The sequence below is a fragment of the Ligilactobacillus faecis genome, from assembly GCF_029889745.1.
Lineage (GTDB): Bacteria > Bacillota > Bacilli > Lactobacillales > Lactobacillaceae > Ligilactobacillus > Ligilactobacillus faecis.
On sequence record NZ_CP123639.1, the window covers coordinates 955,042 to 977,275 of the forward strand.

The following is a 22,234-nucleotide window of genomic DNA, read 5'->3' on the forward strand; positions in this document are numbered from 1 at the left end:
TATATCTTGAAGGGAAAACTTATGGAAAAGATAATGATCATCAACTCTGGTAGTTCGAGTTTAAAATTTAAATTATTTGATAATGAAGACCGCCAAGTTTTAGCAAGTGGGATACTCGAACGGATCGGTCTGAGTGGCTCACGTTTGAAATTAAAATATGGACCAGACAAGAAATATGAACTGACACAAGATATCACTAATCATTTACAAGCGATCGAATTATTGCTTAAAGTTTTAAAAGAGTTAGACATTGTGACTGATCTCAGCGAGATCAAAGGGGTCGGACACCGTGTCGTAGCTGGAGGTGAGTATTTTAGCCGACCAGTCGTGATCGATAACGATGTGATCAAAAAGATCAAAGAGTTAGCTGAACTGGCACCTTTGCATAATCCAGCTAATTTGAATGGGATCAAGGCTTTTCGAAAGTATTTGCCCCAAGCAACAGCGGTGGCGGTTTTTGATACGGCCTTTCACCAAACACTTCCAGAGGAGAACTATCTTTATAGTACGCCGTATGAATGGTATGAAGATTTTGGTGTCCGACGTTATGGGGCACATGGGATCAGCCATGAATATGTGGCCAACGAAGCGGCTAAGCTGATGGGACGCCCTTTGACCGAGCTCAAATTGATCACCTGCCACCTTGGTGCGGGTGCTTCGATCACCGCTGTCAAAAATGGTCGTTCTTTTGATACATCGATGGGTTTTACTCCATTGAGTGGCCTTCAAATGGCGACACGCGCAGGCGATGTTGATATCTCATTAGCCAATTATATGATGAAAAAACTAGAACTCAGCTCGATGTCTGAGATGGTCTATTTGTTAAATGAAAAATCAGGCTTCTTAGGTGTTTCCGGTGTTTCGGCAGATATGCGCGATGTCGAAGAGGCGGCTGAAACAGGGAATAAACGTGCTCAATTAGCGATCAAACTCTTTTACCACAATATTTTGCGCTATGTCGGGCAATATATCACCGAAATGGGAGGTGTCGATGGGATCGTCTTTACCGGTGGTATCGGTGAAAATTCACCTGAGACAAGTGAAGAGATCATGAAAAAATTGTCTTATTTAGGTGTCACGCTTAATGAAACTGAAAATAAGAAACGCGGGCAAAAAACGATCATCTCTGGTCCAGATTCTGCGATCACTGTGATGCGGATCCCGACCGATGAAGAATATATAATCGCTCAAAATGTTTGGGAGAAGATAACTGCTAATTAAAATATAATCAAATGCGATATAATATCTACAAGAAAGATAAAATGTGAGGTAGATATTATGGCGATATTAAAACCAAAAGAAATGGCTGAAAGATTGACGTTACTGTTTTGACCCTCCAACGCTGGGATAATAATGGGATTTTAAAATCTTATCGTACTCCCACTAATCGAAGATATTACACAGAAGAACAATACTTAAAATACATCGGTCGATCAACCAGTAATGATCGTAAGAATGTTGCTTATGCTAGAGTCTCAACATATGGGCAGAAAGATGATTTAAAAAATCAAATTGCTTTTATTAGACAATATGCTAATGCAAAAGGCATTATTCTTGATGAAACATTTACTGATATTGGCAGCGGGCTTGATTATAACCGTAAAAAATGGAATCAATTACTGAAAGAAGTAATGGATAATCAAGTCGATGCGATCTTTATTACCTATAAAGATAGATTTATCCGCTTTGGTTATGAATGGTTTGAAAGATTATGTAAGATGCACAATACAGAAATTGTAGTGTTAAATAACATTGAAACTAGTCCTACTCAAGAAATGATCGACGATATGATAAGCATTGTACATGTATTTTCTTGTCGCTTATATGGTTTACGTAAATATAAAAGTAAATTAAAAAATGACAAGTCTTTGAAAGCTGGCGAAAATAATGATTCGAGTTCAAAAAGTAAGGCTTTATCCAAACAAGACCATGAAAAAGGTGATTGATGATTTGTGTGATTATCGCAGATATTGTTGGAATCAAGGTTTAGCTTTATGGAATGATATATACGATAGCTCGTTGATTTTAGACGACAAGTTGCTTAGACCTAGTGAACGCAAAGTTCGTGATGAATTAGTAGCTGATAAAGAAGATTGGCAGTATCAATTATCAGCTCGTTGTTTACAATTAGCGATCTCTGATCTAGGTAAGGCTTGGAAAAATTTCTTTGATAGATCCCAACCTGATTGGGGCAAACCAAAATTTAAGTCCAAGAAAGCTCCTAGACAAGGCTTTAAAACTGATCGAGCTAAGATCGTTAATGGTAAGCTGAGACTTGATAAACCACTTGGAGTCAAAACTTGGTACGACATCAGATTTAAAGGGGCTAAGTCTTTAGAAGGTGATTTAAGAGTCGTTTCAATTTACCGTGAAAATGATAGATACTGGGCTAGTCTACCTTTTGAAGCAGAGATAAAAAAGAAGATCAAGACGGGTAAGAACTCAGCCGTTGACGTCAATATCGGACATCTAAACTACACAGACGGTAAGTTCAATACTTTGCCAAGTAATTTGAAACGACTTTATAAACGCATTAAGTATTATCAAAGAAAATTAGCTAAAAAACGTGTTGTGAATGGTACAAAAGCTACTCAAACGAGTAATTACGTTAATACGAGAGCCAAGTTACAACGTGATTATCGTAAAGTGGCTAGTATCCAACATGACATTATCCAAAAAGTTACCACTGAGTTAGTGACTAATTACGATCAGGTCGTAATTGAAGATCTAGATGTCAAGAAAATGCAGATGACACATGTTGCCTCTAAAAGACTTCAACGTTCATTGTTTGGCTACTTTAGACAAGCATTAACTTATAAGTGCAACTGGTATGGTAAAAAAGTAGTTTTGGCTGATAAATATTATCCAAGCACGCAACGTTGTTCTAAGTGTGGCTTCGTTAAGACAGGTGCAGATAAAGTCGGTCTCAATGGTAATGAAAAGCACAGAACTAAGCATAACGAGTATATTTGTTATGAATGTGGTGCGATCATGGATCGAGATGAAAATGCAGTAGCTAATCTTTTAGCTTTATTAAATTAAAAAGATAACGGGGTGGGCTACACCCTAAAGCTATCAGAGCTAGTCAATGTCATTACCCTCTAGTTAGGATATGGGAATACTAGCATTGACGGTAGTAAATAAAATTTAGGAAAGGAAAAGCTATATTTCTTTCTCAAATGTAATCATCAGACACGTTTGATTATATTTGTTCACATTTTATATAGCAGATCTTAGACGAGAAAGCCTAGTAAGCCTTTTTGGCTGATAAAGTGAGCAGTTAGTGTTAAAATTATATCTAAACTTAAAATTTTATTAAGGTGGTAATTATTATGCAAACTGCAAAAAGAGGTTTCGACTGGTTTAGTCTAGTTGTCGGGATCATCTTAGTGATCGCCGGGATCGCTTCTTTTATGCGACCAGATGCAACTTTGAAATTTGTTTCGATCTGCTTAGGGATCGGGCTCTTAGTGAAAGGTATTTACGAATTGTGGTTCCGTCAAGGGATCAACAACTGGTTTGGTGAAAAATCAGGCTGGCTCTTATTTATGGGGATCATTGATATCATTTTAGGACTCTTATTTATTTTCCGTGCTGCAAGTGGTGTGGTCGTGATCGCCTATATCTTTGCGTTCTGGTTCATCTTTGATTCGATCGCTGAGATCGCAACAGCTAATTATTTCAAACGTTTAAACCGCGGTTATTATGTAGCGATGCTTATCTTGAACATCTTAGCTTTATTAGTTGGGTTCATCTTACTCTTTAACCCCTTGATCGCAGCTTCAACGTTAGTGTTGATCATCTCATTTTATTTATTGTTGATCGGCTTTATCAAGATCATTCAAGCATTTTAAAAAAAGCGAGTTGGAAGTTTCTTCCAGCTCGTTTTTCTTAAGGGGGAATTCCATATGCGCAAAGTAATTTTATATATCGCGCAAAGTGTCGATGGCTATATCGCAGATGCAAAGGGGCAAGTTGCTTGGCTCAAAGGGCAAGTGGCAGATCTTGAGCTGCCAGATACGTACACTTCATTTATCCAAAATGTCGATACGATCATCATGGAGCAAAAGACATATCACCAGATCACAACTGAACTAGCCAAAGATATGTGGCCTTATCCAGAGCAACAAAGTTATATCGTCACCCATCGACCAAAAGCCCCAACCGACAAGTTGCTCTTTACTGACAAAGATCCTGTGAGTTTAGTCACAGAACTCAAAAAAACAGCCAGGCAAAGATATTTGGATCTGTGGTGGAGCGAATTTGATCGCTCAGTTAGTCGAACATGATCTGATCGATGTTTACCAACTGACTTTGATCCCAACATTACTTGGACAAGGGATCAGACTATTTTCAGAGAATAGAGAGCCAAAAGAGCTGTGCTTACTGCGGACTGTTAGCCAAAATGGGGTCGTTGAATTGACTTATGAAAGAAAGAGAAATGTTACCACAAAAGATCGAAGTTAGAGGAGCTCGCGTGCATAATTTAAAAAATATCGATATCCCGTTGCACCAATTTGTTGTGATTTCGGGGCTATCTGGCTCAGGTAAGAGTTCTTTAGCTCACGGGATCTTGTATGAAGAAGGTTCGAGGCGGTATTTAGAAGCACTTTCGACGTATACGCGGCGTCGCTTAAAGACTGGAGCAAAAGCTAAAGTCACAAGCGTCAAGCGTATTCCGTCAGCGTTAGCTTTGCGTCAAAGACCAAGTATCCCATCTGAGCGGGCAACGGTCGGTACGATGAGTGAGTTGTTCAATGTGATCCGTTTGATCTTTTCTCGCCTAGGATGCCCACTTTGTCCTAATGGGCACCGCTTAACACCTGATCTAGCGATCTCAGAGGCGATGAGTCGTTCAGGTGAAGAGCTCGGAAAGATCACTTGCCCGACTTGTGGTGTTGTATTTTATGCTTTTAGTGCTGAAGATTTTGCGTTCAATTCGACGGGTGCCTGTCAAACATGCCAAGGAACAGGCAAGATCCGTCAGCTAGATGAAAGCAAATTGATCGCAGATGAAACGTTGAGTTTAGCAGATGGTGCGATCGCTTCTTGGCGCTTACCAGGAAGAAATTTTATGGCGTATGTGGCTGAACGTGCGGGTGTTAGGATCGATGTGCCCTATAAAGAACTCAGCCCTAAAGAAAAAGACTTTGTTTTGAATGGGTCAAAGAAAAAATATACCGTCGATTTCAAAAGTAGTACAGGGCGCGTCTTTCATGATTTTCAAGCGCTCTATGAGAATGCCAAAGATGCTGTATTAGATTCGGTCAAAACAAGTAAGAGTGAACGTTCGCAAAAGAAACTGGCTGAATTTTTCCATTATTCAACGTGTCCAACGTGTCACGGGACGCGGTTACGCCCTGAATTGTTGACGCAATTGACTGGTGGGCTAAATATCGCGCAAGTCAGTGCGCTGACATTAGGTGAACTCAAGGCGTGGAAAAAGCAAGTTTTAGCCACTTTACCACCGACGATGCACACTTTAGGACAAGCACTATTTACTGAATTTGATGATGATCTTTTGCCTTTGCTCGAATTGGGACTAGATTATTTAACGTTAGAACGCAATGGTAATAGTTTATCGACTGGCGAACTTCAGCGGTTATAGTTAGCGCGCACATTACGTACTGAAACAACAGGTGTTTTATATATTTTAGATGAGCCCTCGATCGGGTTACACCCTGATAACGTCAAAGGTCTCTTACATGTTTTGCGAGAGCTTGTCGCTCAAGGTAACTCACTAGTCGTCGTTGATCATAACGTTGAGATCATCAAGGCAGCTGATTATTTGATCGAGATCGGACCTGGTTCAGGTGCACTCGGAGGACAGATCATCGGCAAAGGAACGCCGGCTCAGCTTGCACAAGAAAAAGCTTCTTTGATCGGACCTTATTTAAACGGAACTGCTAAATTGTTAGCCCGCACGCCACAAGAAAAAGCTACCGAAAAGATCAGTTTGACTGTACACGAACACTATAATCTGACCGATGTAGAGGTCACGTTAAATGTCGGACAGTTGACGGCCGTCACGGGTTTTTCAGGAGCTGGCAAAACAAGTTTGATCTTAGATAGTTTAGTGCCAGCTCTTAAAGCTAAAGCAAAAGGGCAAGCTTTACCGACTTATGTCACCAAAATAGAGACGACGTTAAAAGATGTCGTTAGTGTTGATGCAACTCCGATCGGGAAAAATACTCGTTCGACAGTTGCGACATATACGACGCTGATGGATGATCTGCGTAAGCTTTTTGCCAGTCAAAAAAGCGCAAAAGAAAAGGGTTATACTGCAAGTTTCTTTTCGTATAATAATAAGCAAGGTGCTTGTGAACGCTGTGGGGGAACTGGAGTCGTCAATTTAGATATCCAGTATTTACCTGATATGGAACAAGTTTGTCCACAATGCCAAGGAGAACGCTATCAAGATAAGATCAAAGCGATCAAATGGCAGGGTTATTCGATCGTCGATCTATTGGCTTTAGATGTTGCGCAAGCGCTTGAAGTTTTCCAAGAACTGCCACACTTTAAGCGTGAATTAGAGCTTTTAGCAGAAGTGGGTCTAGGCTATCTTCATTTAGGTGAGAGCACGCCTAGCCTTTCTGGCGGGGAAGCGCAACGCCTAAAGCTCGTCAAACATTTGCGTAAAAAACAAAAGCACACGCTCTTTGTTTTTGATGAACCAACGATCGGCTTACATCCACTTGATGTCAAAGTTTTAGTTACCGTGATGCAGCGCTTGCTCGATCAAGCAGCGACGATCATTACGATCACGCATGATCTCGATCTGATCGTCAATGCTGATCAGATCTTAGATATGGGACCTAAAGGTGGTAAAAATGGGGGGCAAGCTATCGTAAATGGAACTCTAAAAGAAGTTTTAGCTAAAAATAAGGGGATCACGACGAAGTACTTGAAAAAATATTGCCAAGAGTTTGGCCTAGCAGACTAAAAAAGCAGAGCATACCGGCTCTGCTTTTTTAGTCTGCAAGAGAGGCACTGAGGCGTTTGATGAAGAGCTCAGCGACTTTGGAGCGAACGATATTTTTCTTCCAGATCACGCTTGTGGTCTCTGTCAACTGCGGTGTCAACGGGCGAAAAGTCAATTCACTTTGATTTGAATTATCGATCAGATCATCAAAGGTGATCATATAAGCTTGTCCTTGTTTGACCATCAGTTGGGCGTTGAAGACAAGAGTATAAGTTCCGATGATCTGAATTTTTTTTTCAAGGTTGCCCCACCATTTTTGAAAGCGATGTTCTTCGATCGCTTGCTCGGAAAAAAGCAATGGTAGCCCTAAAAGATCAGAGGGCGCGATCGTTTCTTTTTGAGCTAGCGGATCGTCTTTTCTTAAGACTAAGCCCCAACGTTCTGTTTCAGGTAATTGTAAGTGGTGATAGTTATCTAACGCGCGATCAGCCATCAAAACGGCAAAATCGATCGTGCCTCGTTTCAACGCAGCTTCCATCTCCGCTGCGTTCCCACTGACTAAGCGTAATTTGATATCGGGGTAGTCGTGGATCATTTGACTAAGAACAGTCATGATCCGTTGCATCCCCCCACTTTCCCCAGCGCCAAGTGCCAGTGTCCCACTGATGACTTGGTCGGCTTTTAGAGAGGTCGTAGTTTGGTCAGCGAGTTGGACGATCTCTTTAGCCCGGGCTTGGAGATATTCACCAGCTTCAGTCAACGTGATCTGGCGGTGTCCGCGGATAAATAAAGTGACACCTAACTCAGCTTCGAGTTCAGCTAATTGGCGTGAAAGCGTCGGCTGAGAAACTAGGAGTTCTTGAGCCGCTCTAGTGATATTTTGATACTGGGCCACAGCCAGAAAATAACGTAAGACGCGTAATTCCATGAGGACCTCCTTTTGTATCAGTACGTCTCATCAGGTAAATAATGATTGTAATAAGCGATCTTGATCTGTCCCTCAGAAGAGACGTCTAAGCGCGTGACCGAACCGTTTTTAGGACCGACTGTCACATCGATCTCAGGTGCAAAGTGTTGGGTGATACTGCGGATCATCGTCGCATGGGCGACAAGTAAGATCTTGTCATCAGGGCGAGCAAGCTCATGCAGATATTCAAACCCATGCTTAAGGCGCGTCCAGTATTCAGCGTTATCTTCGGCATCGTGGAATGGATCGGCTGCTTTAGTAAAGTCGCGGGCTTTTGCAAGTGAATACTTAGTGATGAGCTCGTTGAACGTTTTACAACCATGGTCTGCGCCGATCATGAGCCAGGCTTGACTTGTATCGCTACCTTCAAAATAGCCAAAGTTTTGTTCCCGAAATTCAGCAAGTGCTTTTGGTGCAAGCGTCGCAGCTGCTGTTTTATTTTCAGCTAAAATATAGCGACAAGTTCGCGCTGCCCGAGTCGTATCACTATGAAAAGCGTGCGTAAAGGCGAGCTGGGCTAATCTTTTGCCAGCATCGTGGCCATCTTTGACACCTTTGGGAGTGAGCGGTGAATCAGACCACCCTTGGATCTTGTTATAGCGGTTCAAATACGTTTGTCCGTGGCGGACTAAATAGATCGAATAAGCCATGTTTTTACCCCCTAAATTTTCCTTAATTATAGCATGTTAGTAAAAAAAGAAGACCGCTAACGATCTTCTTTTTTAAAAGTTATCATATTCATTTAACTTGCTGATCTGCTTTCTGATGTCGTTTACGACTTCTTTATTGGCTGAGAAGAGCAGATGATCGCCAACTTGGATCTGCGTATTCCCGTTGACTGGGATCGAGCGCCTGTTTCTAAAGATCCGGCTGACCGTGATCTCTTTGATAAATGGCAATTTGCGCAATTCAAGACCAGCAAATTTCTCATTGCGCACGACAACTTCGTAGAGTCGCGAATCACCGGTGATCAGATCAAGTGTCGATGGTGATTCGATGATCGCCCGCATCATTCCGACTGTCGTGGCAAAAGAAGTAAAGAATTCAACACCTGCATCAGATAAACGCTTATCCATTTCAGTCATACTATCGGGATCGCTATTTTGGATCCGCGTGATGACACGGGCCACGCCGTATTCTTTGGCAGCTAAAGCAAGTTGATAGTTGATCTCAACATTTGAGTGCCCTAAAACTAAAATATCAGTATCAAAGACTTGTTGCTTGATCAAAGCTGGAATAGAAAGATCATTGACAAGATGGACGTTATTTTTATATTTATACGTCTGATAGTTTTTCGGCCAATCAGTATACAGCGCGATGTCATACCAATCGTCATTCAACTGCTCGGCGGCGTTGACTGTGATCAAGTTGACGCCAATAAAATGAACTTGGCTCTTTTGTAAGTCTTCTGGTTCAGGTCGATGTAGTTTATTAAAGCAAAGGGGGCCAAGCAAACAACTCAAGACAGCAGCTAAAATAAAAGCGCCAGACTGTTCATTGCTGATAACTTCTAAATTTTGGGCCACTGTTAAAGTTGCCAACACGAGCGTGATCGTCGTTTGTACAAGAAATGTCCCCGCCAAAGCATTGATCTGCTTAAAGCGCAACCGCAAGCCTAAATAAGCAGGCCCTTTAGCTAACAGGTAAGCTAAGAAGAAAAGTGGGATCAAGATCAAAGTCTTTGGTGAAGCTAACAGATCCCAAATGTTGATCTTAGCACCTGTCAAAATGAAAAAGAAGGGGATAAAAAGGCCATAACCGATCGCATCGAGTTTTTCGCGCGTACTTTCAGCCGGTTGGAGCAATTTGATCACGATCCCGGCGATAAAGGCACCTAAAATATTTTCGGCCCCAACGGTCTCAGCTAAGATCACAAGTGTCATGATCACAAGAAAGGCTAGCCGAATGTCGACTTGGGTCGTAGCCTTGTTGATCTGATCAAGTGAAGTAAAAAAGCTTCGGAAACGGCGAAAGATGAGCGCGCCTGCAATAAAGACCAAAAAGATCAGCCAAACACTATTTCCACGCCCCGAGACAAATGAACTATAGATCGTCAAGCATAAAAGCGGGACGACTTCGCCTAAGACCGAGATCAAAAGAAGTGTTTGTCCTAAAGGTTTATTCAATAATTCATTTTCTTTCAAAACAGCGATCACGACTCCCAACGCGATCGTTGAAAAGAGGATAAAGGCAAGCGGGATATTTGAAAATAACCCGAGAAATTTAAACGCTAAAGCCAGTAAAAAGGCCATACCTAAACTTGCACCATAGGCGACCAAGGCGACCTTGACTGGCGAATAGGTCGGGGCCTTGGCAGCCTTTTTTTGTGCTAACGGTGATAAAGTCGTCTCTTTTTTATTGAAGAGCGAAAAATCGATCTCCATACCACTTAAAAAGAGTAAAAAGATCACACCAAACGTAGAAAGATAATTGAGTAAAGTATCGGTGTGGATCACATTTAAGCCGCTTGGACCAAGTAAGATCCCCAATAACACTTCTGCCACAGCTGTTGGTAAAAGTGTGACGTTAAAACGATTTAAGACCATGGGGGTCAAAAAAGCGGCAAAGATAACGATCAAAAGTGAGATCGACATCAATTGGTCACCCCTTTAGTAAAATAATCAACGTAAATTATACACAACTTATGTGCTAAAAAAAACTCTTCTTTTGGCTGAAGCCTTTAGATTGTTCTAAATTCAAAAGATGTGCTACAATATAATACCGAAAATTTGAGGAAGGCAGTGAAACAGATGAGTGAAAGTATCAAACAACAAGAGCAACGGCGGATGGATGACGTTGTTCAAAAAATCCAAACTGCTGAGAAAAAAGCACAGCATAATATTCGGACTGCCAAACGAGATACCCAAGCGATCCAAGACGATTTCAAAAATAATTTGCGGATCAAGACCGGAACTTACTCGGGAATGATGGAGACGGCGCTGACGGTCCGCCAACAACAGCAACAATTAGCCGAACGAGAAAATAATCGGACGCAAGCGGTCAAGCGCCTCGACATTTTAGAAAAAATGGAAAAGAAACCTTATTTTGCTAGAGTCGATCTGACTGAACAAGATGAACAAAAAACCGAAAAGATCTATATCGGCTTAGCGTCATTTTCTGATAAAAATGATCACTTTTTAGTGTATGATTGGCGGGCCCCGATCTCAAGCGTTTACTATGACGGCGGACTTGGCAAAGTCAAATATATGACGCCAGTTGGCGAACGCGAAGTCAACTTAGAATTAAAACGTCAATTTATGGTCGAAGATGGCCAGATCATCACTTTGTTTGATACCGATGAGACAGTGGGCGATCAGATGTTATTAGAAGTTTTAGATGAAGGCTCAGATACGAAGATGAAAAGTATCGTGACGACGATCCAAAAAGAACAAAACAAGATCATCCGCGATACCGATTCAGACTTGTTATTTGTCCAAGGAGCAGCGGGTTCTGGGAAAACGTCTGCAGTCTTGCAACGGATCGCCTTTTTGCTTTACCGTTATCGGGGCAATTTGAATTCGGGCCAAGTCATCTTGTTTTCGCCAAACCAATTATTCAATGACTATATCGACCAAGTTCTACCAGAATTAGGCGAACAAAATATGGTCCAAATGACGTATCATCAGTTTACGAATCGGCGTTTGCCAAAGATCAGAGTCGAAACGTTAAAAGAACGCTTTGAAGAAGAAAGCACTGGGAGCGCTAAAGTTGTCAAAGCTCTAAAAGATAGTTTGCCGTTTTTCCACGCTACGACCCGTTACAGTGAGCGGTTAGAGAAAAAAGGGATGCGGTTTAAAAATATCATGCACCACGGCGAGATCTTTTTCTCGAAAAAAGAGATCAAAGAGATCTATTATAGCTTCAATGAAAACTATCATTTAGGCAACCGGCTACAAGCGACTAAAGAAGCGTTGATCAAACGCTTGAATAGCAAAGTCGGCCAGTTGGCTAAAACTGATGAAGTTCAAAAAGCGGTGCAAGGGCTCTCCCAACAACAACTAAATGAGCTCTATGGGGATGAGCCGCGGAATTTTGAAAATGGCGATAAAGAATTGCTCTTTTTAGCGCGTCGTTATGTGATGCAAGATCTAAAGGCAGTTCAAACTGCGATCTTGCGCAACCGCTTTTTGAACATCAACGCGCAATACGTGCATTTCTTGCGCAGTGTGCCGAGCTTTGTTGACTTGAGTGCTTTTGGGATGGATGAAGCTAAATGGCAAGAAGGGATCGAAAAGACCGTTTTGCTTTTAAAAGAACGACGTTTGTCGATCACAGATGTGACGCCTTACCTATATTTGTATGACCGGATCACTGGGAAAAAAGGCGAATTAGAGATCAAGCAGATCTTTATCGATGAGATCCAAGACTATACGGCTTATCAGTTGGCATATTTAAAGACTGAGTTCCCGCGCGCTAAATTTACGATGTTAGGGGATCTGAACCAAGCGATCTTTACTAAAGAAAATAGTCATTCGCTTTTACGTGAGTTGGAGACGCTCTTTAAGAAAGATAAGATCAAAGTCGTGCAGTTGACGACGTCTTATCGTTCGACACAACAGATCACAGATTTTACTAAAGAAGTTTTAGTCAACGGCGAAAAAGTGACTGCGTTTGAACGCAATGGTAAAAAACCAACGATCACAGTCGATCAAGATGAAGTAGCATTATTAGACGATGTCAAAAAACAACTTGCACAAAATGATGAGAACAAACTAACGACTGCGATCATCGCTAAAAGTTTAGCTGAATGTGAGGACCTTTTTGAAAAGCTCAAAGCTAAAGGTGTCAAGACGACGCTTATCCGGACAGAGAACCAACGCCTTGTGCCAGGAACTTTGATCATCCCATCGTATTTGGCTAAAGGTTTGGAATTTGATGCCGTCATCATGTGGAACGCTGATGCCAAGCATTACCATGACGAAAGCGAACGCCAACTCGTGTATACGATCTGTTCGCGGGCGATGCACCAGCTCGACATTTTTGCTAAAAAAGAGCTCTCGCCGTTGTTTGCGACGGTCTCACCAAGTTTGTATCAGTTAAACGAGCGCTAATAAAAAATGTCTCTATAACGGAGAAGTGAACCCCCTAAGTTGGAAAAAGGATCTAACTTAGGGGGTTCACTTTAGAGTGATCACAGAATTTTTTTATTTCTGTATCCACTCTAGGGGAATCATATCAAAAATTAGCAAGTGTCTCTTTTTTACTCTATTCTTTAACTTGTTCAACGTCTTCTAGATCGTCAAAATAGTCAGCGATCTGCTTGATCTCAGCTGGTCCAGTTGTACAACAACCGCCAATGATATCTGCTCCCGCTAGATGCCAGCGTTTGAGCGCTCGGGCAAAGTCAAAACTTTTATCGACTTTAGTCCATGTCTTAGTCGTAGGATCATAAGTTGCTCCTAAGTTAGGATAAATAATGATCTGTTTTTTTGTATTTTTTCGCATCACTTTGAGTGCTTTATCAACTAGTTTTGGGGCGATACAGTTGATCCCGACCGCAAAAACTTGACGATATTTTGAAACTTCTTTGATCGCTTTAGCAAGCGAAGTACCATCACTTAATGTCTCTTCATCAAGCAAAGTAAATGAGACATAAACCGGCATATCACTTGCATTCTCTTCTAACCAACGCAGTAGTGCCAATGGCTCTGAAAGTTTAGGTTGTGTTTCAAGTGCGATACAATCTGGTTCTTGCTTTAAGATCGTCTCTAAACGTGGTAAATGAAAATCTAGGTACTGGGCTTCATTTAACAAATATTCCCCGCGATATTCATTGCCATCAGCTAAATAAGCACCATATGGTCCAATCGTTCCAGCAACTAAGAGATCTTTTTTCCCTGTCTCTTGCTCATGATCGTCACGGGCTTTTTTAGCAGCTAAAACGGCGATACTGATCAAAGTCTCAGCTTGTTTTTTAGAATAGCCGATTTTTTGGAAAGCTTGTACATTAGCTTGATATGTATTTGTCAAAACAAGTTGCGCTCCGCTTTGAAAATACGCTTTGTGAACGTCATAGACTGCTTGAATATTATCGATCAACGCTTTGGCAGTCCATAAGGCATCATTTGTATCAACGCCTCTCGCTTCTAATTCATTTGACATTGCTCCATCTAAAACGTGGAGTTCTGGAAATACTTTATCAGTCATCTCAAACGCCCCTTTCATTAAAATAGGTGTAGTGCTTATATTTTAACATGTTTTTAATTCTTTTGTAATCTTAAAAATATAAAGGAAGATTTATTTTGAAAATATTAGACCTCTCAAAACCTGTTTATGAATTAGTCAGCCTTTATCCTGAATATGAAAAATCCAAATAGCCACTTTATTTATCTATTAGTTTTGGTATAATTCTAAATAATATTTAATTATCTAACCTTTTTTTAAGGGGGCAACTTATGGCTAAAAACACTCATCTTGAGCGCAAAATGGAAGCGCGCCATATCCAGATGATCTCGCTTGGTGGTGTGATCGGGACCGGACTATTTTTAAGTTCAGGTTATACGATCCATGAAGCGGGACCTGTCGGCACGATCATCGCATACTTTATTGGCGCATTACTGGTCTTTTCAGTCATGCTTTGTCTAGGGGAGCTCAGTGTTGCGATGCCTTACACCGGCGCTTTTCACGTTTATGCTAAACGCTATATTGGCCCAGCAACTGGTTTTTTAGTGGCCATCTTGTATTGGCTGACGTGGACGATCGCCTTAGGTTCTGAATTTACCGCAGCCGGCTTGATAATGCAAAATTGGTTCCCAAATATTCCAGTTTGGATTTTTAGTTTATGCTTTATCGTGTTGATCTTTTTGACTAATTTCTTTTCAGTCAGAATCTTTGCGGAAAGTGAATTTTGGTTTTCACTGATCAAAGTTTTAGCGATCGTACTCTTTATCATTTTAGGCACACTTGCTATCGTTGGAATCTTACCTTATAACGGTCTACACAGGGTGATCGGTCTTAGCGATCTGACTAAAAACGGCTGGTTTCCAAACGGTTTTAGTGGCGTCTTTACGACGATGTTGACAGTCAATTTTGCTTTTTCTGGGACCGAGTTGATTGGGATCACAGCCGGTGAAGCAAAAGATCCCCAAAAGACGATCCCAAAAGCGATTCACACAACACTTTTACGTTTAGTGATCTTTTTTATCGGTAGTATTGTTGTGATGTCGGCTCTTATTCCTTATAAAGTAGCCGGTGTGACGCAAAGTCCGTTTGTTTATGTTTTAAAACAGATCGGTCTACCTTATGTAGCTGACATTATGAACTTTGTCGTTTTAACAGCGATCATTTCAGCAGCTAATTCAGGCTTATACGCTTCAACGCGGATGCTATGGTCACTTGGAAATGAAGGTACGATCCCTAAGGTCTTCAAGCAAACATCAACGCATGGTGTGCCGGTGATCGCACTTTGTACAAGTATGCTAGGTGGGATCTTGGCGTTACTTTCAAGCGTGATCGCTGCTGATACCGTCTATCTTGTGTTAGTTTCGATCTCTGGTCTAGCCGTTGTGATCGTTTGGATGGCGATCGCCTTAGCTCAGATCAGATTTCGCAAAACTTTCTTAGCAGAAGGTCATTCGCTAGATGAATTGAAATATCGCACCCCACTCTTTCCATTTGTGCCGTGGTTTGCTTTTATTTTAAGCGGACTGTCATGCCTTCTCATTTGGTTTGATGAGACCCAACGCGTGGCACTTTATTACACGATCCCATTTGTCTTGTGTTGTTATCTTGGACATTATTTATTTACTAGATCAAAACAAAGTTAAAAAATTGAGGCTGTGACATAAGTAGTCCCTACTAAGAGAAAAGTATCTCAGAAATCGAAAATTTGATTTCTGAGATACTTCTTCTTTGTGTATTTTATTTATCTTGGTCACTACTGTGGCTAATTTGTTGATATTCATTGCCAAAACTACAATGCTCATTTCCTTTGCGACCTCCTCTAACTGAGAAACGATTGAATTCTAAAAAAGCCTTCAATCTTCCCAAAACAGGTTCAACATCAATTTTTCGCCGTGCTTTAAAATATTCTCAGTCATTATTGACCATGATCTTCCTCACATACCGACTTTTAGTTAAGGTTTGGGAATCTATCAAATGATCATCATCAAATTTTTCGGCAGTATACACTTTAAAATCTCTGGTAAAGCCGTACTTATCAGTTCTTTTAGAATTGCTTGAAAAGTTGAATCTGACACCATTATAAATAATAATCATATTTTTCATTATAAGACCAATTTATAACTTTAGCTTCGTGAAGCTCGCCTAAAAGTTCGACAACTTTTTGACGATTGAGTTCATCAAAACGAACGACATTTTTCTTCCATAAAGAGAATACTTATTAGTATCCGCAAAGATCTTCGTACCATCAATGAAAGAAATGTCGTTGATTAGATTATGTTTTTTTAGAAAAGCTGTCAACTTAGTTAAACTTTCTTGCGTTAAAGTGGCTAGCTCATCAGAGATCTGAAAACGACAAATAGTTCGATAAGAAGTTGATCAGCGATCAACCAACCAGCAGGCTTATTTTTGCGAGAAAATCTCTCAATTTTTCGACTACTAAAGATACCATAGCTATAAGCAAGTAAAGTGAGCTTCAGCATAGCCCCTAGATCATATTCACGAGGGTGTCCCAATTGATAGTCATACTTGAGTTCTAAACTTTCAACAAGTTCATGATGTAAAGAGCTGGGTGATTTTTTCAGGAAGATATTCTAAAGAGGTGTTCAAAGTAGTCTGATTAATGTTATAACGTTCGTATGTCGTTTTATCTTATTCTTTCGGGGGTAAGTAACTATAAGGTAGCCGGGCGTGGCTACCTTTTTTCTTTGATTATAATTCAAAAGCTGGATATATGAGACACGAAGGTCTTCATAATATCCAGCTTTATTTTATAGGCTTATGTCACAGCCTCTATTAGTATTTACCCCAGCTCAGCGAGTTTAGCTTTTAGCAAGGGGGTCAGTTGTTCAGTCAATTCGCGATATGCCTTTTTAGAATAATGTAGATCGTCTGCTTGGAGCAGTACTTTTGGATCTTGATCTTTAGTGTAGTCGAACCAATCTAAAACAGGTACTGAAAATTCTTCTGCTACAGCTAAAGTTTCTTTGGCATATTGTTCGACTTTATCTAACGGACGTAAGTTTTGGCGCGTCGGACCAGTTAAACCTGGGGTGATCAAAAGCCCCTTATTAGGCCCGATCGAACTCAACATATAAGCTAAATTGTTGTGATAGTTAGCTAAAAAGACTTCTTTACTTGAGACGTCATTTGTTCCAAAGAAGATCACGACAAGATCTGGTGCTTCGGACAAGACATCGTTTCGGAGGCGTTTGCAAGCGTTACGTGATTGGTCGCCTGGTACGCCACGGTTGATAAATTCGACATCTGGGAATTTGTCGTGCAAAAGTTCCGTGAAGATCCCAGTTGGGTGTCCCTCAAAGACGCCAGCAGTCAAGCTGTCGCCAAATAATACTACTTTAGTCATGTTTACGCTTCCTTTTTTTCAATATCACGCTAAGAGACGTGCTATAATTATTTATTATAAGTTAGAAAACGCTACATAAGGAAATAATAAGCATGGAAAATCAAATAAACTACTATAAGATCTCACGCAAAGAATGGAGTGGTTTTTATAAAGATCAAGTAGCTCCTTTGACTGAAGCTGAGTTAGAGAAGATCAAATCATTAAACGACCGGATCTCTTTGGCAGACGTCTCAGATATTTATCTGCCCTTAGTTCATCTGCTCCATTTATTTTTCAAGACTCATCAACAACAACAAGACGATCAAGCGAAATTTTTAGGTATCAGGCCCCATAAAGTTCCGTTCATTTTAGGGATCGCCGGTTCAGTCGCTGTCGGTAAAAGTACGACGGCACGTTTGTTGAAGGTGCTTTTGAGCGCTCATTTTCCCGCTAAAAAAGTCGACTTGATCACAACGGATGGTTTTTTATACCCGAATGCGACCTTAAAGAAAAAGCGCTTGATGAAGCGCAAAGGTTTTCCCGAAAGTTATGACATGGAGCGCTTGATCAACTTTATCAACGATGTCAAAAATAATCTTCCCGCCAAAGCGCCGGTTTATTCGCATAAGATCTACGATATCGTACCTGGTGAATACGAAACGATCGCCTCGCCTGATATTTTGATCGTTGAAGGGATCAACGTTTTGCAACTGCCAAGCAAACAGCAGATCTATGTCAGTGATTTCTTTGACTTTTCGATCTACGTCGACGCTAAAGAAGAGCATATCAAGCGCTGGTATTTAGAGCGCTTTGGGATGTTGCTCGATACAGCTTTCAAAGATCCAACGAATTATTATTATCCGTATGCTTTAGGTGATCGTGCTAAAGCCTTTGCGATGGCAGAAGCCGTGTGGGATGAGATCGACCACCCTAATTTACACGACTATATCTTACCGACTAAAAAGCGGGCCGATCTGATCATCGTAAAAGGTAAAGACCATTTGATTGATGAATTATTGTTGCGCAAATATTAAGCGGAGTGTTTATTCGGTTTCTAGCTAAAATCTAATTAATTTCATGAAAAATGTACGTGAAAAACGATTGACCCAACTCGGTTCAATGAGTACAATGTAAGATAATATAATGAAAAAATTTATGATGAGGTGAATATCTTGGCTAATGTTGATATGCAGGCTTTTGACAAGATCATTGTATTGGATTTTGGAAGTCAGTATAACCAATTGATCACACGCCGTATCCGTGAGTTCGGCATTTATTCTGAATTGCTCTCCCACAAGATCACAGCTGAAGAGATCAAAGAAATGGCACCTAAAGGTATCATTTTCTCTGGTGGTCCAAACAGTGTCTACGATGAAGGTGCCTTCAAAGTTGACCCTGAGATCTTTAACTTAGGTATCCCTGTTTTAGGTATTTGCTACGGGATGCAACTGATGACGCATACGCTTGGTGGTAAAGTTGAAGCTGCTGATAACAAAGAATACGGTAAGGCTCAGATCACAGTGACTGATAAAGATACTGTGATGTTCAAAGGTCTTCCTAAAGAACAAACAGTCTGGATGAGCCACGGTGACCTCGTCACAGAAGTGCCAGCTGGCTTTGAAGTGACTGCTACAAGTGCTAACTGCCCGATCTCAGCGATGGCTAATGTCGCTAAAAACTTCTATGCTTTACAATTCCACCCAGAAGTGCGCAACACTGAATACGGTAATGATATTTTACGTCACTTTGCGTTTGACGTTTGTGGCGCAGTCGCTAACTGGTCGATGGCTGACTTTATCGACATGCAAGTGGCTAAGATCCGTGAAAAAGTTGGGGATCGTAAAGTCTTACTTGGACTTTCAGGTGGGGTCGATTCTTCTGTCGTTGGTGTTTTATTACACAAAGCGATCGGAGACCAATTGACTTCGATCTTTGTTGACCATGGCTTGTTGCGGAAAGGTGAAGCCGAACAAGTAATGGAAAGTTTAGGGGGCAAATTTGGCCTAAACATCATCAAAGTCGATGCTAAAGAACGTTTTATGGATAAATTAGCCGGTGTTTCTGATCCAGAACAAAAACGCAAGATCATCGGAAATGAATTTATCCGTGTCTTTGACGATGAAGCTACTAAGCTCAAAGGGATCGATTTCTTAGCTCAAGGTACGCTTTATACTGACGTGATCGAATCTGGAACAGATACGGCCCAAACGATCAAGTCACACCACAACGTTGGTGGTCTGCCAGAAGACATGCAATTTGAATTGATCGAACCTTTGAACACACTTTTCAAAGATGAAGTGCGTGAATTAGGTGAAAAATTAGGTATGCCACATGAACTTGTGTGGCGCCAACCATTCCCAGGTCCTGGTCTTGGGATCCGTGTTATCGGTGAGATCACGGAAGAAAAACTTCAGATCGTGCGAGACTCTGACCTTATCTTGCGCGAAGAGATCGCTAAACATGGCCTTGATAAAGAGATCTGGCAATACTTCACAGTTTTACCAGGGATCCGTTCTGTTGGGGTCATGGGTGATGGTCGGACATACGATTATACAGTCGGGATCCGGGCGGTGACTTCGATCGACGGGATGACAGCTGACTTTGCTAAGATCCCATGGGATGTCTTGCAAGAGATCTCAGTGCGGATCGTTAACGAAGTGGACCACGTCAACCGCGTCGTCTACGATATCACTTCGAAGCCACCGGCAACGATCGAATGGGAATAAAAACATAATATAACTTGATGAGGGAAAGCCTATATTTCGGGCTTTTGATGAAGGAAGTCCTACTTAAAAAACGGTAAAATAACATGGTTGTTTGCCAAAAGTTTGCCAAAAAGACTCAATATGAAGAAATTCATATTGGGCCTTTTTTGTGTACCAAGAAATAGAATATAATAAAACATATAACTTAATTAAGGAGTTGGAGTAAATGGCAGTAGAACCAAAAGTAATGGAGCATGTACGCTCTGTTCTCGAACAGTTTGATAATAAGTACATAACTGCTGAGGGCGTTTTAAAGCGGAATAGTGTTATTGAGGACTTAGATAAGTATGAGCATGATTTAATGACAGCCTTGTTATCTGATGAATTAATTCATAACTCTTATACTGAAAAGATTGCAGATGTTGAAGTGTTTAAAGTTAATCAATTTATTGAAATGCTTGAATTTAAGAGTTATTGGGAAGATAGCTATACCAAATATTCAAATAAAATAGGTTTAACAGCAGGTGGGAAGTTTATTGATGAGTCAGCTGATGTAGTTTTAGATTTTCCGTTTAAAGATACTGTTTTAAAGGCAGGCATGAGTAAAGAAGATTTGGAAAATTCAGCTGATGCTGATGAACCATTTTTAAATGAAGTGATTGCTAAGCCTGAGATTGATGAATTATTTGAACCGAAAATTTTGGTAAATGCTAAAAAATTTGATGGTTCGGGGGGGGGCGAACATTACCTACATATCTAATGATGATAATTTAGTTATAAAAGGAAATAATTTAATTGCACTACATAGCTTGAAAAAACGTTATGCGGGTAAAGTAAAGCTGATTTACTTAGATCCCCCATATTATTTTGATACAACTAAACCAAGTGATGCTTTTATGTATAATTCTAATTTTAAATTATCTAGTTGGTTAACATTTATGATGAATAGGTTGGAAATAGCTAGGGAGTTACTTTCAGATGATGGAGCTATATTGTTATCTATTAGTGAAAATGGACAAGCATATTTAAAATTGTTAATGGATAGTACTTTCGGAAAAGAAAACTTTGTTGAAACTTTTATATGGAGAAATACTGATAACGCAGATTCTATAAGTAAAAAAAGTCGTTCAGGTGTTGAGTATGTTCATGCATATGAAAAAATAAAAGATTTATCAAAAAGATGGATTGGTAAGGATACAGAGAATGGTGATGCCCCGTTACTTAATAATGGAAATGGTATTACTAAGAAATTTTTTGTTCCAGGAAGTGTCCATTTTAATATAGCTGATGGAATTTATACAGCTGGAGTCTATGGAAATGTAGAGGTACTAGAAGATTTAGAAGTTAAAAATGGAAAAAATGCTAATACTTTAGTAATGAATGGTCGCTTTAAGTGGTCGCAGGAAACTATAAAAAAAGAGATAGAAAATGGTACATACTTCATTGTTAAATCTGATAAATTTTCTATTAGATTTCAACGTAAAAATGCAAATCCTATGGCTCCTGAAAAGTTTATTGAAGAAAGATATTTATCGAAAATATTTGGTGTTGGTACTAATGAGGATGCTACTTCACATTTGAAGAGCTTGGGTATAGATTTTACCAACCCTAAACCGGAGTCGTTACTTGCATTTTTTATAAGAGCAATAACAGATGAGAACGATATTGTTTTGGACTTTTTTATGGGTTCAGCAACCACTCAAGCAGTAGCTATGAAGATGAATCGCCAATTTATCGGTATTGAACAAATGGATTATATTAATACAGTATCGGTCCCCAGGTTACAAAAGGTAATTGAGGGAGAACAAGGTGGCATTTCTAAAGATGTCAATTGGCAAGGTGGCAGTTCATTCGTTTATGCTGAATTGATGGAGAAAAATCAAGGGTATTTGAAAGATTTACAAGAAGCGCAAACAGTTCCTGAACTTATGTCAGTATATGGACGAATGAAAGAAAGTGCTGATATTGATTTCAGACTTGACCTTGATAAGTTTGAAAAGGAAATAGAACAATTTACTGGCTTGGACGATAGACGAAGAGAGTTTGTTAGAATTTTAGATAAAAATCAACTTTACTATAACTATGCCAATATTGATGATGAAAATGTAAGAGATTTGCTTTCAGATTCTGACTACCACTTTAATAAGTCATTTTATGGCGAGGATGGTGAGTAG

14 protein-coding genes and 4 pseudogenes are annotated in these 22,234 nt (G+C 40.3%); 12 read left to right on the forward strand and 6 right to left on the reverse strand.

Annotated elements, in window-relative coordinates; genetic code table 11:
* The first annotated feature begins 21 nt into the window (after positions 1–21).
* From QFX10_RS04580 to QFX10_RS04605, 6 genes and pseudogenes are all read left to right on the forward strand, one after another.
* Positions 22–1,221 (forward strand): acetate/propionate family kinase, encoded by a 1,200-nt coding sequence (locus QFX10_RS04580; protein ID WP_280607031.1) that lies wholly within the window; start codon positions 22–24, stop codon positions 1,219–1,221.
* A 57-nt stretch (positions 1,222–1,278) separates the two neighbouring features.
* Positions 1,279–1,946: pseudogene (locus tag QFX10_RS04585) on the forward strand (IS607 family transposase).
* Positions 1,888–3,042, forward strand: a complete 1,155-nt coding sequence (locus QFX10_RS04590; RefSeq protein WP_280607032.1) for an RNA-guided endonuclease InsQ/TnpB family protein — start codon at positions 1,888–1,890, stop codon at positions 3,040–3,042. The pseudogene QFX10_RS04585 and the gene QFX10_RS04590 overlap by 59 nt, the downstream one beginning before the upstream one ends.
* A gap of 290 nt (positions 3,043–3,332) precedes the next feature.
* Complete coding sequence (locus QFX10_RS04595; protein ID WP_280607033.1) at positions 3,333–3,854, forward strand: HdeD family acid-resistance protein; 522 nt, start codon at positions 3,333–3,335, stop codon at positions 3,852–3,854.
* A gap of 54 nt (positions 3,855–3,908) precedes the next feature.
* Positions 3,909–4,467: pseudogene (locus QFX10_RS04600) on the forward strand (dihydrofolate reductase family protein).
* Positions 4,427–6,943, forward strand: a pseudogene (locus QFX10_RS04605) (excinuclease ABC subunit UvrA). Before QFX10_RS04600 ends, QFX10_RS04605 begins: the two co-directional pseudogenes overlap by 41 nt.
* A 28-nt stretch (positions 6,944–6,971) precedes the next feature.
* Here the strand turns inward: QFX10_RS04605 and QFX10_RS04610 are convergent.
* The 3 genes from QFX10_RS04610 to QFX10_RS04620 form a co-directional block, all read right to left on the reverse strand.
* Positions 6,972–7,850 carry a LysR family transcriptional regulator gene (locus QFX10_RS04610; RefSeq protein WP_280607034.1) on the reverse strand — a complete coding sequence of 293 codons (879 nt, stop codon included), beginning with the start codon at positions 7,848–7,850 and terminating at the stop codon, positions 6,972–6,974.
* A gap of 17 nt (positions 7,851–7,867) precedes the next feature.
* Positions 7,868–8,539 (reverse strand): histidine phosphatase family protein, encoded by a 672-nt coding sequence (locus QFX10_RS04615; RefSeq protein ID WP_280607035.1) that lies wholly within the window; start codon positions 8,537–8,539, stop codon positions 7,868–7,870.
* 72 nt (positions 8,540–8,611) lie between these two features.
* Positions 8,612–10,483, reverse strand: coding sequence for a monovalent cation:proton antiporter family protein (locus QFX10_RS04620; RefSeq protein WP_280607036.1), 1,872 nt, complete (start codon positions 10,481–10,483; stop codon positions 8,612–8,614).
* Between the two features lie 156 nt (positions 10,484–10,639).
* Here QFX10_RS04620 and helD point away from each other — a divergent pair, with 156 nt between their 5' ends.
* A complete protein-coding gene (gene helD / locus QFX10_RS04625; RefSeq protein WP_280607037.1) occupies positions 10,640–12,940 on the forward strand; it encodes an RNA polymerase recycling motor HelD in 2,301 nt (766 codons plus the stop codon).
* Between the two features lie 154 nt (positions 12,941–13,094).
* On the opposite strand, the gene mmuM is transcribed toward helD, so the two are convergent.
* The gene (gene mmuM, locus QFX10_RS04630) at positions 13,095–14,036 is read right to left on the reverse strand and encodes a homocysteine S-methyltransferase (RefSeq protein WP_280607038.1); all 942 of its coding nucleotides are present in this window, start codon (positions 14,034–14,036) and stop codon (positions 13,095–13,097) included.
* A gap of 248 nt (positions 14,037–14,284) precedes the next feature.
* Here mmuM and QFX10_RS04635 point away from each other — a divergent pair, with 248 nt between their 5' ends.
* Entirely contained in the window at positions 14,285–15,655 is a 1,371-nt protein-coding gene (locus QFX10_RS04635; RefSeq protein ID WP_280607039.1) for an amino acid permease, read from the forward strand.
* On the opposite strand, the pseudogene QFX10_RS04640 reads toward QFX10_RS04635, so the two are convergent.
* Together QFX10_RS04640 and QFX10_RS04645 are read right to left on the reverse strand one after the other, a co-directional pair.
* Positions 15,652–16,634, reverse strand: a pseudogene (locus QFX10_RS04640) (transposase). The gene QFX10_RS04635 and the pseudogene QFX10_RS04640 overlap by 4 nt on opposite strands.
* A 178-nt stretch (positions 16,635–16,812) precedes the next feature.
* Complete coding sequence (locus QFX10_RS04645; RefSeq protein WP_280607040.1) at positions 16,813–17,376, reverse strand: GDSL-type esterase/lipase family protein; 564 nt, start codon at positions 17,374–17,376, stop codon at positions 16,813–16,815.
* A 92-nt stretch (positions 17,377–17,468) separates the two neighbouring features.
* Here QFX10_RS04645 and coaA point away from each other — a divergent pair, with 92 nt between their 5' ends.
* The 4 genes from coaA to QFX10_RS04660 all read left to right on the forward strand — a co-directional run bounded on the left by coaA (position 17,469) and on the right by QFX10_RS04660 (position 22,234).
* Positions 17,469–18,389, forward strand: a complete 921-nt coding sequence (coaA, locus tag QFX10_RS04650) for a type I pantothenate kinase (RefSeq protein ID WP_280607041.1) — start codon at positions 17,469–17,471, stop codon at positions 18,387–18,389.
* Between the two features lie 138 nt (positions 18,390–18,527).
* Entirely contained in the window at positions 18,528–20,081 is a 1,554-nt protein-coding gene (gene guaA, locus QFX10_RS04655) for a glutamine-hydrolyzing GMP synthase (RefSeq protein ID WP_280607042.1), read from the forward strand.
* Positions 20,082–20,286: 205 nt separating this feature from the next.
* Entirely contained in the window at positions 20,287–20,820 is a 534-nt protein-coding gene (locus tag QFX10_RS10950) for a site-specific DNA-methyltransferase (protein ID WP_367617609.1), read from the forward strand.
* Complete coding sequence (locus QFX10_RS04660) at positions 20,768–22,234, forward strand: site-specific DNA-methyltransferase (protein ID WP_367617610.1); 1,467 nt, start codon at positions 20,768–20,770, stop codon at positions 22,232–22,234. The genes QFX10_RS10950 and QFX10_RS04660 overlap by 53 nt, the downstream gene beginning before the upstream one ends.